13 protein-coding genes are annotated in these 12,643 nt (G+C 37.5%); all 13 read right to left on the bottom strand.

The genetic code is table 11. The annotated features are described in order from the left end of the window. Positions 1–406: 406 nt before the first annotated feature. The 13 genes from LBD46_04150 to aroC all read right to left on the bottom strand — a co-directional run bounded on the left by LBD46_04150 (position 407) and on the right by aroC (position 12,609). Positions 407–754, bottom strand: coding sequence for a T9SS type A sorting domain-containing protein (locus LBD46_04150; protein MDR2426356.1), 348 nt, complete (start codon positions 752–754; stop codon positions 407–409). Next, complete coding sequence (locus LBD46_04145; protein ID MDR2426355.1) at positions 754–2,907, bottom strand: tetratricopeptide repeat protein; 2,154 nt, start codon at positions 2,905–2,907, stop codon at positions 754–756. Before LBD46_04145 ends, LBD46_04150 begins: the two co-directional genes overlap by 1 nt. Then, positions 2,900–3,661 (bottom strand): sigma-70 family RNA polymerase sigma factor, encoded by a 762-nt coding sequence (locus LBD46_04140; GenBank protein ID MDR2426354.1) that lies wholly within the window; start codon positions 3,659–3,661, stop codon positions 2,900–2,902. The genes LBD46_04145 and LBD46_04140 overlap by 8 nt, the downstream gene beginning before the upstream one ends. Then, positions 3,630–4,331 carry a response regulator transcription factor gene (locus LBD46_04135; GenBank protein ID MDR2426353.1) on the bottom strand — a complete coding sequence of 234 codons (702 nt, stop codon included), beginning with the start codon at positions 4,329–4,331 and terminating at the stop codon, positions 3,630–3,632. The genes LBD46_04140 and LBD46_04135 overlap by 32 nt, the downstream gene beginning before the upstream one ends. An 8-nt stretch (positions 4,332–4,339) precedes the next feature. Next, positions 4,340–5,263, bottom strand: coding sequence for a response regulator (locus LBD46_04130; protein MDR2426352.1), 924 nt, complete (start codon positions 5,261–5,263; stop codon positions 4,340–4,342). A gap of 2 nt (positions 5,264–5,265) precedes the next feature. Beyond that, entirely contained in the window at positions 5,266–6,702 is a 1,437-nt protein-coding gene (locus LBD46_04125) for a HAMP domain-containing histidine kinase (GenBank protein ID MDR2426351.1), read from the bottom strand. Positions 6,703–6,804: 102 nt separating this feature from the next. Continuing rightward, complete coding sequence (locus tag LBD46_04120; GenBank protein MDR2426350.1) at positions 6,805–7,092, bottom strand: hypothetical protein; 288 nt, start codon at positions 7,090–7,092, stop codon at positions 6,805–6,807. A gap of 93 nt (positions 7,093–7,185) precedes the next feature. Next, entirely contained in the window at positions 7,186–8,181 is a 996-nt protein-coding gene (gene fba / locus LBD46_04115) for a class II fructose-1,6-bisphosphate aldolase (GenBank protein MDR2426349.1), read from the bottom strand. 19 nt (positions 8,182–8,200) lie between these two features. Continuing rightward, positions 8,201–9,286 (bottom strand): acetyl-CoA carboxylase carboxyltransferase subunit alpha, encoded by a 1,086-nt coding sequence (locus LBD46_04110; protein MDR2426348.1) that lies wholly within the window; start codon positions 9,284–9,286, stop codon positions 8,201–8,203. Positions 9,287–9,294: 8 nt separating this feature from the next. After that, entirely contained in the window at positions 9,295–10,008 is a 714-nt protein-coding gene (locus LBD46_04105; GenBank protein ID MDR2426347.1) for a hypothetical protein, read from the bottom strand. Between the two features lie 274 nt (positions 10,009–10,282). Further along, the gene (locus LBD46_04100; GenBank protein ID MDR2426346.1) at positions 10,283–10,921 is read right to left on the bottom strand and encodes a hypothetical protein; all 639 of its coding nucleotides are present in this window, start codon (positions 10,919–10,921) and stop codon (positions 10,283–10,285) included. Beyond that, a complete protein-coding gene (locus tag LBD46_04095; protein MDR2426345.1) occupies positions 10,918–11,448 on the bottom strand; it encodes a shikimate kinase in 531 nt (176 codons plus the stop codon). The genes LBD46_04100 and LBD46_04095 overlap by 4 nt, the downstream gene beginning before the upstream one ends. Further along, entirely contained in the window at positions 11,449–12,609 is a 1,161-nt protein-coding gene (aroC, locus tag LBD46_04090) for a chorismate synthase (GenBank protein MDR2426344.1), read from the bottom strand. It lies immediately after the preceding gene. Positions 12,610–12,643 lie beyond the last annotated feature (34 nt).

The following is a 12,643-nucleotide window of genomic DNA, read 5'->3' as shown; positions in this document are numbered from 1 at the left end:
AGCATTAGAGAAAACGCCTAGGGCATTATTGCAGATTATGGCAGCAGTTTTGGCAGTATTTTAAATTTTGATAATGATAAAAAAGCGAGCCGGAAGTTTTCGGCTCGCTTTTTTTATTGGTATGGACAAACCCCAAAGCCTTCACCGGTGGTTTCATAATACAAAAAATAAAAGTTCCTTTTTTAAGGAACTTTTAATTATTTCTGCCCGAGCCTTTTTTATTTTAATTTTAGCATGCTCAACATTAACTACAATATTATTATGCCATTTAATTAGTTTCTATCAAGCTTTTTTACGTAAATTCTAAAACCATATCTGCTCTTTTTGTATTTTCGTATTAATGAGTCTTCTTCTGCCATCTTTATAGTTTCAGTTCTACATTTTACCGAATGAATCTTCAAAAAAATTATCTTATTACCACTATTTTTCCAGATTTTGTGCCGCCATCTTTTATTACCCATATATATATGCCACTGCCAACATATTCGCTTCTGTTATTTCTGCCGTCCCAGTTTTCTTCTGTTTTTCCGGATGCCCAATCAAGTCTTCTGACGAGTTCGCCCGTAACATTATATATATATATAGTGCCGCCGGAAGCGGAAAGGTTGTCAAATTTTATACCAGTGATGTAATTGCCGTGTCTGTCATTATCGGTTTTGCTGTCAGGGATCCAAGGATTTGGATAAACTTTTACAGCATATCCCGGCACAGAAAACACAAGCAGCATACATACTATAATAAATGCATTTTTCATTATTGCAGCCTCTCTAGAGCCCTCTTCGCTTCTGCTTTGTCCGGTTTGAAGTAAAGAGCTCTTTTTAAATACTCTCTTGCTTTGTCAAAATCGCTTCTGCTGTAATACGACATTCCCTCTTCATAATATTTTTGCGCAACGTCTCCTGAAACCCTTTCAAGTTCAAATGAGGCTGAAGTATTATTAGGATTATAGCTCAAAGCGGTTTTGTACTCTTTTGCCGCAGCTTCAAAATCGTTCTTTCTGAAAAGTTCAAAACCCCGGCGATAATGCATTTCTGAAAGTTCGTAGCTTATTTTGGCTATATAAGTCTGTGCATTTTGCGAATAGTCACTAAATTCATATTTGTCGGCAATATCTTTGCTTCTTCTGAAATATTTGACGGCTTCTGCAAGCCTGTTTTTTTCATAATAATTTAGAGCTCTTTCAAAATTGCGTGAAAGTTCTCCTCTTACTTTACTCTGAGCTTCAAGAACTTTTCTATGCCTTTCATATTCGGTAATTTTTTGTATATTTTCTTCCGCTTTCGCTATTAATTCCTGTGCATCTCTTCTGTGCGGGGCGGCAATGATGATAGCTTCAAAATATCTTATGGCTTCCTGAAATTTTCCCTGATTATAATAATCCATTCCCTGACTGTACATCTCCGCTACTTTATCCGATGCAATCTTTGAAAGCTGACCATCTATAGTTACAATAGCATCTTTTGCAGCGGCATTCTGCGGATCTATGTCAAGAATAAAATTTAAAGCCTCTTTTGCACGCACAAGTTCGCCTTGAAAATAAAAGTTTTCATATCTTGCCCATAAATATTGTATTCTTTCACTATTTTTATGCCTTTCTCTTTCTATTTCCACTTCTTCGGAATACTCGTTAACTTTTTCAATACCGGTTCTTGCAAGTGTATTTTCAGGGTCAATATCCAAAACTTTGCTGAAATTTTTAGCAGCTTTTGCCACGTTGCCTTTTTCAAGGGCAAGATTGGCTTTTCTCATGTATTCATTTACTCTTCTGGCATTGTATACGTCTATGTCGGTAAGTTCATCAATAATCCTTTGAAGATACCTTTGAGAAGTCCTGTGTTCAGGATAAACAGCCAATATTTCATCAAATCTATTTCTTGCCATAATATAATCTTTTTTATAATACGATTCAACGGCTTTCCTGAAATGATTTTGCATATAATAGTCGTACGCGACCTGCTGGCTGGTAAATTTTCCTATGGCATAACTTAAATTGAAGTTATGAGTGCCGTTAAGTTGGTCTGAGGGAGTATATGAATAATCAACACTGAAATTTTGAAACTCAAAACTCATACCCAATCTTAAATCGGTATTTAAAGATTCGTCCGCAAGTTTCACTCCGCCTCTGAAAGTGAGAAAATATACAGGCGTTATCGCAGCACCAGTTGAAAAATAATTTCCAGAATTCATCTGGGCGTTAAAATCAAGCACAATGTTAAGATTATAAAAATCTTTCTCTCTATATGCAAGCCCCACTGCAAAAGTCTGCGGCATATCGTAATCCTGCGTTATGAATTTCTGTTTTGTTCCTAAATTTCTGTAAGCGACACCAAGAGACAAATTATCTATTGAAGGCAGAGTAAACATGCCTCCAACGTCAACGGCAAGAGCTTCGGACGTATAATTTCCCAAGACCGTTCTTAAAGCTTTTATATTGACGCCAACTCCACCGTAAGTAACTTCAACTGGAGAAGTTCTTTTAAGCGGAAGAGAATAATTCAGCACAAATCCGGCGTCATAACTGCTGCCCATATTTATAGAACCGCCTTCTCTGTCATAATAATCGATTTTGCCATACCCGCCGTACATAAAAGACATCCCAAATTTTCCTATTTCCGTAGGGAAAGTAACACCTATAAAATTATATTGTATTTCGCCAAACAATGAAGAATTGCTAAATGAAGCCGTTATTCTGTAAGTATCTATAGTAGCCGCAGGGTTTAATATAGACGATGCAGCCTTATCGGACCTCAAGGCGATACCGGCATCTCCCAGTGCGCCTGTAACGGGGTTAGGATTATAAGCAAAAATTTGTCCTGAAGTAACTCCCGCATCCGCAAAAATATAAGACGTCATATTCACAAGAAGTGCAATTATGAGAATAAACGAGGTAATTTTATTTTTATCCATTTATATTTTTTATCATTCCTTTTAATTTTAACAAAGCTGAATTTTCCAAATCTTTAACTTTTGCAACGGATACTTTAAGATTTAAAGCTATATCTTTTATAGACATTCTTTTATCTATATCGCCGTCCAGCGCAAACCTGAAAGACAATACGGCGTTTTCTTTTTCCGACAACTTTGAAAGCATCCCAGCAAGCATTTCATTGTCGGCGCTGCGCGTTATCACATCAAATATTTCCGGCTGAGACTTGTCTTCAATGGAATCGACCAAATATCTTATGTTTTCTCCTGTATCAATTTCTTTATCTAAAGAAACTATATTTGAAAGGTTTTCAGCAATAGCCAAAGTATCCGATACTTCCGATATACCTATTCCAAGTGCTTTTGACAAACCTTCAAAAGAAACTTTTTTCCCCGATTTAGCATTACTGTCAATTATTTTTTTTATAGAAGACAATATATTTTTAACAGTTTGTGGAGTTTCTATCATATTAATATTTTTTGAAATATACTTTTGAATGTTTTTTATTATCCAAAACCACGCATAAGTCGAAAAAACCGTTTTCTTGCCATTTTTATATTTTAAAGAAGCTTCCAGAAGCCCCAGCTTGCCTTCGGCAACCAGATCTTCAAACTCAATCTTCGGAAACATCATGCTGTATCTCTTCGCAATGGCAAAAACAAGAGGATCGTATTTGCTAAGATCTTCCTTGCCTTTCAAAGTTTTACTTTTTTTTGTCGTTTTGGTCTGGGACAAATTTAAAGCCTCTTCCAAAGACAGTTTCTATTCTCTTGCTCCACGAACCCAGAGTCTGCCTTAAATTTTTAATATGAGTGTCTATTGTGCGCGTTGTAACCGCGACATTATACTCAAAAACGTTTTCCAATATGAAATCTCTGTTTAACACAAAATTCGGACGGAGCAAAAACGTGTAAAGCAAATCAAACTCTTTAGGACGCAAAATAACCTCTTTTTTATTTATGGTAACCGTTCTTGAATCAAGGTTTATTACCAATCCATCGCATTCCAAAATATTGGATTCGCTTTTGCGACTCGTCCGCCTGAGGAGAGATTTCACTCTCGCAACAAATTCTTTATTGCCGAAAGGCTTCGTTATATAATCGTCTGCTCCTACGCCGAAACCAATAATTTTATCCGTTTCAGACGATTCTACCGTGAGCATTATTATCGGCATGTTTTTCGTTTCAGAGTTTTCTCTCAAAAGCCTGCAAAGCTCTATCCCACCGATTTGCGGCATTTTTACATCTAGTATAACCAAATCTGGTTTTGATTTCAAGATTCTTTTGTAACCTTCTTCGGTATCCTGACATGATATAACTTTAAAGTTCTCTCTCTGTAGAATATCTTTGACAAGGCTTCTTATATCCTCCTCATCGTCGACAACGACAACTTTATTTTCAATCATTTGTTTCCTCACTTTCTCCGCTCAAAAACATAGGAGCTTTTTTCATTACGTTTTGCCAGCGATTTAAGCTCCGCGGCACGTCTTGAAATATCCGAGAAGTGAGATAAACTGCTTATTTCGGTGGATATAATTGCCACGGAAACCGTCATTATAGGAAAATTTTTTTTATTGTACTGCCTGTCGATAGACATAATATAGCCATTTTTTCTGTCAACTTCATCATAAAAATTTTTTATGCCGGGATCAAATCGTTCGATAACCTTTTTAGCAATCGCTTCGGCTTTTTTAGGGTGCGTCATTATAACAAAATCGTCGCCGCCGGCATGTCCGATAAAATCATCATCGTTAAAATCGGACTTCACGGCGGACGAAAGACAATCCGCGGTATATTTTATCACGTCATCACCGCGCTGAAGACCGTATTTATCGTTAAAACTTTTAAAATTTGAAATGTCTATATACAAAAAAGCAAACTGTTTGCCGAGCTGCAGACGTTTCTCAGCTTCTGACTTTATCGCCGCATTTCCCGCAAAAGAAGTGAGGGGATTTGAATCAACACTCAGTTTTTTTCTTTCAAGTATTGTGCGCACGCGGGCAAGCAAAACGGCGGATTTGAACGGTTTTGTTATATAGTCATCAAGACCTAAACTAAACCCTTTTATTTCCTCATTTTCCCCTGTCATTGCTGTAAGCATTATTACTGGAAGATTCATAAATTTTGGAGCTTTTCTCAAATGCGTTAAAACTTCATATCCATCCATTTCAGGCATAGAGCAATCTAAAAGAACAATATCCGGGCAATCTGAAAATATTTTCTGCAGTCCTTCTTTGCCGTTGGACGCTTTAACGACATTATAACCCGCAAAAGAAAGAATATCGTCAAGCATTTCTCTTAAAAAAGGTTCATCATCGATAATTAAAATTTTCGCCATTCCTAATTTCCGTTCCTTATAGGCAGAACAAACTTAAACGTAGTTCCCACTCCCAGTTCGCTTTCTGCCCATATACGTCCGTGATGCAATTTTATCATCTCATACACTATTGAAAGACCGAGGCCTGTACCCTTAGGTTTTTTAAATTCGCCGCCTCTAACCTGATAAAACTTTTCAAAAACCTTTTCAGCATCACGTTTTGTTAGACCTATTCCGGTATCAGCAACCCATATTTCTATAAAATCATTCCCATAAGAAGGCGAAATCATGCCGCTTATGGTTATTCTGTCACCTTCTTTGGTAAATTTAAAGGCATTGCTTACAAGATTTGTCAAGACCTGTTTAATTTTCTCATTGTCTCCATAAATCGGCGGCATTGACTGCGGCATTTTAAAAGAAAGTTTTTTGTTCTGCGTAACCGCCAGCGATTCAAAGAGCAGAGTTATTTCTCTTACGATTTCATCCACAAAAACTGAACCAGCTTTCATTTCAAATTTCCCTGCTTTCATCTTCGCCAAATCCAAAATGTTATTGATAAAATTCGTCAGCCTTATCGAAGCGTTTTTTATGATTTTTAATCCTTTTAACTGCTGTTCAAGAGAATACTTTCTTTCGGACCCTTCTACCCCTTCTATAAGTAAATCGCAGTAACCGTCAATCGCGGCCAAAGGCGATCTTAATTCATGAGAGACACTTGAGACAAATCCATCTTTTAATTCGTCGGTTTCTTTTACCTTTACAATCATCTCATTAAAAGCTTTTGAAAGAACACCGAGCTCATCGCTCCTTTTAACATCAACATTTACATTCATATCACCTTCGCCGATTTTTTTTGCAGCCCGTGCCAGCAGTTGTATCGGTTTGCTAAGCTGCCATGCCATAAAGTTGGCTCCTAATATTCCCAAAATCAAAGCTATAAACGCAACTGCTTTAATTTGTTTGTAAATAAGCGAGGTACCCTGCTGTATGAGCGATTCCATATAATCTTGCGAAAAACCCACAACCAAAGTTCCACCATACTTGTCCCCGTAGAGAATAGGAGCCGCATATTCAAATATGTATTCTCCCGTAAGAGATTCATAAATGTCGGTTTTAGGAGAGTATGCCTTCTTAATTCTTGGAACAAAAGCGGAACCTATATTTTTATCGTCTCTTGAAGTGAAAATGTTTCGCTCTGCAGATACATAACCCGAATAAACCACCGCAGGCCTATGTATTGAAACTATAGAATCGATTATGCTTATAAGCTGATCAACGTCATTAACTTTTAAAGCTTTTTCGCAGGAATGAAAAAAAAGCCTATAAGAACGGACTCTGTCTTCTTCAAACTGTAAAGTCAAAAAATTTTTTTGAGCCAAAAAAATCGAATAAGCCACAAAAAAAATAACGAGAATCAAAAGGATGGAAACTGAGAGAGTGAACTTAAATCTTAAGTTCATTAAGCTGCCCTTATAAAAAATATTTAGAGGCGAGATTTTAATTGGCCGGACATAAAATTTTCATATTTATGTCCGGCGCAATCAAAATAAAACAAAAATATCTTATTCTTTAGGTTCTAAAGAAATAACTACTCCAGAATTCATTTTTGAAGCTACAATATTATAAAGCCAAGCAACGGCAATAGCGCCTACCGACATTATAACCGTATATAGAACTACAAAAATCAACCATGACAAAAATCTTGGACCAAGTCCGAGTCCTGCTGCCAAATCGGTAGGAAAAATAAAAAATGTAAAAATACCGATTATCGCACCTAAAATAGCGAACACTACCGGAAACACCTTAATAACAGAAAACAACTGAATTTTTTTTACATCGTAAAGTGACATTGCACCCTCCTGAGATTATATTAAACTGCTATTTGCGAATTTACCCTTTGATTATAACAGAGATAATTTGCCTTGTCAACAAATAAAATAAAATTATTTTAAAGCGTATTCTTTTTTCATATCTTCGAGTGTTAACGGCTTATAGTCTCCAGCATGTCCTGCTGTGCTGAAATCTTTCATCTTGGTAACTATAAGATTTTTAAGAGCCAAACGCGCCGGTCCCAAATAATCTCTCGGGTCAAACTTTTCCGGAGTTTCTGTAAACACTTTTCTTATGGCCGCCGTAATCGCAAGTCTTCCATCCGTATCGACATTTATTTTAGATACACCAAGTTTTATGGCCTCTTGAAGGCTTGCCATCGGAACACCTGTGGCTCCTGGCATTTTCCCGCCGTATTTGTTTACTTCGTCTATCAGTTCCTGCGGAACCGAAGACGCTCCGTGAAGAACTATCGGGATGTCAATCAGCGACCTGATTTCTTTCAAAACCTCAAAGGCTAAATTTGCCGCGCCTTTGAATTTATACGCACCGTGCGAAGTTCCTATAGCTATAGCCAATGAATCTACTTTTGTCGCTTCAACGAATCTTTTTGCTTCCTGAGGTTCGGTTAGATGAATGTGTCCAGAACCGACGCCATCTTCAATGCCTCCGAGAGTTCCGATTTCAGCTTCTACGCTTACACCTCTGGCATGAGCATATTCAACAACCGATTTCGTTACTTCGACATTATAATCGTAAGTCGACGCGGTTTTACCATCTTCCATCAAAGAGCCGTCTATCATGACCGAAGAAAAACCGAGTTCAATCGCTTTTTTTGCAGATTCAAGAGAGTTTCCGTGATCAAGATGCATAGCCACAGGAATATCCGGATTTTCTATAACTGCAGCTTTCATCAAATATCCCAAATATGTAAAATTGGAATATTTCAATGCTCCCCTGCTGGCTTGAATAATTACAGGAGACTGCGTTTCTTTCGCAGCTTCCATAATCGCCTGAATTTGTTCCATATTATTTACATTGTATGCACCAACACCATAACCTTTTTTTCTTGCTTCTTCCAAAATTTGTTTTGCAGGTACTAAAGCCATTCTTTTCCCCCTTTTATTATTACTTCTTTTTCACTGCTTTCTCTTTAATTTCTACGATGCCCTTTCTTCTGTGTTTTTTTATTTTTTCTCTTGCCGCTTCGTTTTCCGTTTTGGATTTAATTTGTTTTTGGAAGGATTTTTTTGGCATTTCAGATTCGGAAAAAAAACCCATATTTCTAAATTTGGCATATCTGTCATCGGCTATTTCGTTGGTCGTCATATTTTCGTATTGTTTAATGTATCTATTTATTGAGGACTTAATGTTTGCAGCAGTTTTTAAAGGATCGGTATGCGCACCGCCAAGAGGTTCTTTGATTATTTCATCTATGACTTTCAAACTTAACAAATCGCCAGCGGTAATTTTCATGGCTTCAGCAGCTTCTTTGGCTTTTGAGCCATCTCTGAAAAGAATCGCCGCACAGCCTTCCGGAGATATAACTGAATAATAAGAATTTTCAAGCATAAGAACTTTATTTGCAACGCCTATCCCCAAAGCACCGCCTGAACCGCCTTCGCCTATGACAATGCTGAAAACCGGAACTTTTAAATCCGACATATCTCTTAAATTTCTGGCAATGGCTTCGGCCTGACCTCTTTCTTCTGCAGCAATGCCGGGATATGCGCCGGAAGTATCTATAAAAGTTACTATGAAACGGTTAAATTTTTGGGCAAGGTTCATAACTCTCATCGCCTTGCGATACCCTTCAGGATGAGCCATACCGAAATTTCTGTCCATATTTTCCTGTAGAGTTCTTCCTTTTTGATGTCCTATGACCATAACAGGTTTTCCATCAATGGACGCCATACCGCACAACAAAGAACTATCATCGCCGAAAACTCTGTCTCCGCGAAGTTCGATAAAATCCTCAAATATCATTTTTATGTAATCCGTAGAATACGGACGCTGGGGATGTCTGGCGATTTGAATTCTTTGCCAAGGAGTAAGAGAAGCGTATATTTTTTGCTTTAATTCCTGTTTCTTTTTTTCAAGTTCTTCTATTTGGTCAGAATAATCCGTATTGTCATGTTCTGAAGAAGTTTTAAGACTTTCTATCTTTTTTTCAATCTCGATTATCGGCTGTTCAAAGTCAAAAGAATTATTCATGTATACCTCTAAAATTTTCCAGAATAACTTACTTTAAAAACTCTTTCATTCGGAAATTTGTCGTTTGATTCTTTCCCCCAGCAGTCTCTCATCATAAAATCTATGTCAACAGCTTCCGTAAGATTAAGTCTTAAGCCAAAATTCAGTCTTGCATCCGGGAAATAGCCAATATTGTCATATTCCGCCATAAAAAAAAGCGTGTCTGTTGCAAAAGCTGCCGGAATTATCGCATTTATAAAACCGTGTACGCCGGGCTCTTTAAAATTGTTCATATTAATGCCAAGATTCAGGTTCAGACCTTCAACAAAAACTTCTCTGCCCATCACAAGATAAAGTCCCTTGCCCCTTTGCAGATAACTGTCTTCATAGTCTTGATCATAAAAATAACCCTGTCCGTCATAACCTAGTGCAAAGCTTGGCCAGGCCATATTGCCTTCATATAATCTTATCTTAACCGATAAAGCAGGAACTGCAATAATCATATTTTCATTTCCGATAAAGTCGTCCAGCTCCCATGCAACTCCTACGTACATAAACTTAAAAACACCGAAATCAAGTCTTGTCTGTACGCTTCCGCCGCCGAAAAACCTGAAACTTATATCATAATTGCCGTAATTCAAAATCCCGGTGGTAGGGCTATCTAATATGTATAAATTGTTTGCAAAAGACACTGAAACTAAACTAATAAGTCCGACAATAGAAAATACCATTTTTCTGTGCATCGTATCCCTCTCAGTTCAAACATAAACATTGATAATTGTATAATTTTTGTATTTTCAAGTCAATTTGACATTTGGAATTGGCATTTAAATAACGAAACAACATAAACTGAGCGATAACAGAAGGTTGGAAGATTGGCAAACATCATAAAAGCAAACTAAATTTATTCCTGTATCGTTTTGCAATGATAAATAAAGAATTGAAAATAATATCGGCTTTATGAAGTTTTTCGGAACAGACCACAAAGCAGTACACATATTATAAGACAGCTCTTCTTTATTTACTGTTGTCCATAATCGTTATAAGCTGCGAGGAATTAAAAAGCGCTTTTAACGAAACTGCTTCTTCATACAGAGGAACTTTGTTTCCGTAAACTTCTTTCACTTTATCCCTTGTTTGTACGGAAGTCAAATCAAAATCGCCAAGGATCTGCGTACTACAAAGTTCTATATTAAATGCCACGCTATATATTTTCCATACAAGTTCAGAAGAATAAAAAGCGTCATCCGACCAAGCGAAATGAGCATCGTACGGTTTTCCAAGATAGCGCTTGCTAATTTCATAAAAATGTTCTGCATTTTCCTGATTAAAAATAGTATCAGCTTCTTTCAGACGTTTAATCGCATATATATCTTCGTCTCCTGAATTTATCCAGCTTGACACGGGGGTAAGTTCAACCGGCTGTGCAGCTTCAATAACATACCATTTCCCGTTTCTTGACAACAATATTCCCGCATGATTGAACTCCGGAGCAGACAAAATCGTCAAAAGTTCGGAAGATTTTGACTTTTTATTTTGAAAAATTATATCTCCATCTTTAAGCATATCGGTGCTTATCTTTTTTCTGCCTTCACAGCTAAAAAAAAGAAAAAATACTGCAAAAATGCACAAAAATCTAAGAATATTAAGTTTCATCTGTGCCCTCGTTTTATAATTGTCAGTATATTTTCATTTTTTAAAATTTCTTCCACGCTTTGCTGCGGATTAAGCCCTTCCGTATTGAAAGCAAAATCACAGTTTTTGTAGGCGTCTTTGCGTTGGCATAACAGTTTTTTTATTTCGTCAATCGGATCTAAAGCGTGTGCAATCAAAGGCCTTGTATTATCGGCGCTTATCCTTTCCAATAAATGTTCCGGCGAAGCAAACAAATTTATTATTACTCCATTTTTTCTGAGGGTATCAATATTTTCGGGATTTATGACAACACCGCCGCCACAGGCAATAACTATATCATCCATACCTGCGACAAGTTTTATCGTTTCCGATTCGAGCTTTCTGAAAGCTTCTTCTCCGGAATTTTGAAAAATTTCATTGATGCTTTGACCTGTGTTGTCTTCTATCATCGAATCTGTGTCAAAAAACATACGGCCTAATCTTTCTGCTGCAATTTTTCCGACAGCAGTTTTGCCGCTTCCCATAAAGCCTGTAAAAACGATATTCATTTATATTACCTGTATGCGCGATATATAAGTCCTGAAATTCTCTTTCATATCTTCTATTGAATCACCACCGAACTTTTCTTTCAAAGCTTTCGCCAGTTCGATTGCAACTGCCGCTTCCGCAACAATTCCCGCAGCTGCAACGGCGCAAACGTCGCTTCTTATGGCTTCGGCTTTTTCAGGTTTTTTGGTGTTTATATTTATGGAACGCAAAGGTTTGATAAGCGAAGGTATAGCTTTCATTGTACAAATAATTTCTATGGATTCGCCGTTACTCATGCCACCCTCAATGCCGCCTGCCCTGTTTGTTTTTCTGTAAAACCCTTTTTTATTATTATAAAAAATTTCATCGTGAGATGCCGAACCAGGCAATGAAGCAAGTTTTACACCGCTTCCGAATTCTACGGCTTTTATCGCCTGTACGGACATAAGACTCTGCGCCAACCGTCCGTCAAGTTTCAAATCCCACTGCGTATGGCTTCCGAGACCTACCGGAACATTGTGAGCGGAAACAACAAGTTTCCCGCCAAGAGTATCGCCTTTTGAAGCGGTGTTTTTAATAAGTCTTATCATTTTTTTGCTTGCTACTGCATCAGGACATCTTACATAAGACATTTCGGTATTATGCCAAATTTTATCGCTTGGAACTGCGCTTATATTTCCGCACACTTTGCCGATTTGCAATGTGTATGACAAAATCGTTATTGCGAACTCCTTTAATAGTTCTTTACATACGGCTCCGGCGACAACTCTTGCCGCAGTTTCTCTAGCCGAAGCTCTTTCCAGAATATCGCGGAAATCGCTGACTCCATATTTCATAAGACCTGCCAAATCCGCATGTCCCGGACGAGGCTTTAGAAGTACTTTCTCATCCAAATCAACGGAAATAGGCGACATTATACCTTTCCAATTATCCCAATCTTTATTTTCAACATAAAGTGCAATCGGAGAGCCGAGCGACCGCGCATGTCTTAAACCGGATATTATTTCAACTGTATCCGTTTCTATTTTCATTCTCTGACCGCGGCCATACCCTTTCTGCCTTCTTGCAAGTTCTACATCTATATCTTCGGAATTGATATTTAATCCTGCAGGAATGCCTTCTAAAATCACCAAAACGCCTCTGCCATGCGATTCACCTGCCGTAGTAAATCTGATACTCATCATTTCCCCTTAAAGACTTTATATTTTTAATCCA

Source organism: Candidatus Endomicrobium procryptotermitis (assembly GCA_031279415.1).
Classification (GTDB): Bacteria; Elusimicrobiota; Endomicrobiia; order Endomicrobiales; family Endomicrobiaceae; genus Endomicrobium_B; species Endomicrobium_B procryptotermitis.
Note: the sequence above shows the minus strand (reverse complement) of the source record. Positions and strands in the feature narration are given on the sequence as shown.

Excerpts from the sequence above, each read along its gene's own strand:
- LBD46_04150 (MDR2426356.1), bottom strand. The coding sequence starts at position 754 with ATGAAAAATGCATTTATTATAGTATGTATGCTGCTTGTGTTTTCTGTG.
- LBD46_04145 (MDR2426355.1), bottom strand. The coding sequence starts at position 2,907 with ATGGATAAAAATAAAATTACCTCGTTTATTCTCATAATTGCACTTCTT.
- LBD46_04135 (MDR2426353.1), bottom strand. The coding sequence starts at position 4,331 with ATGATTGAAAATAAAGTTGTCGTTGTCGACGATGAGGAGGATATAAGA.
- LBD46_04130 (MDR2426352.1), bottom strand. The coding sequence starts at position 5,263 with ATGGCGAAAATTTTAATTATCGATGATGAACCTTTTTTAAGAGAAATG.
- LBD46_04125 (MDR2426351.1), bottom strand. The coding sequence starts at position 6,702 with ATGAACTTAAGATTTAAGTTCACTCTCTCAGTTTCCATCCTTTTGATT.
- LBD46_04120 (MDR2426350.1), bottom strand. The coding sequence starts at position 7,092 with ATGTCACTTTACGATGTAAAAAAAATTCAGTTGTTTTCTGTTATTAAG.
- fba (MDR2426349.1), bottom strand. The coding sequence starts at position 8,181 with ATGGCTTTAGTACCTGCAAAACAAATTTTGGAAGAAGCAAGAAAAAAA.
- LBD46_04110 (MDR2426348.1), bottom strand. The coding sequence starts at position 9,286 with ATGAATAATTCTTTTGACTTTGAACAGCCGATAATCGAGATTGAAAAA.
- LBD46_04105 (MDR2426347.1), bottom strand. The coding sequence starts at position 10,008 with ATGCACAGAAAAATGGTATTTTCTATTGTCGGACTTATTAGTTTAGTT.
- LBD46_04100 (MDR2426346.1), bottom strand. The coding sequence starts at position 10,921 with ATGAAACTTAATATTCTTAGATTTTTGTGCATTTTTGCAGTATTTTTT.
- LBD46_04095 (MDR2426345.1), bottom strand. The coding sequence starts at position 11,448 with ATGAATATCGTTTTTACAGGCTTTATGGGAAGCGGCAAAACTGCTGTC.
- aroC (MDR2426344.1), bottom strand. The coding sequence starts at position 12,609 with ATGAGTATCAGATTTACTACGGCAGGTGAATCGCATGGCAGAGGCGTT.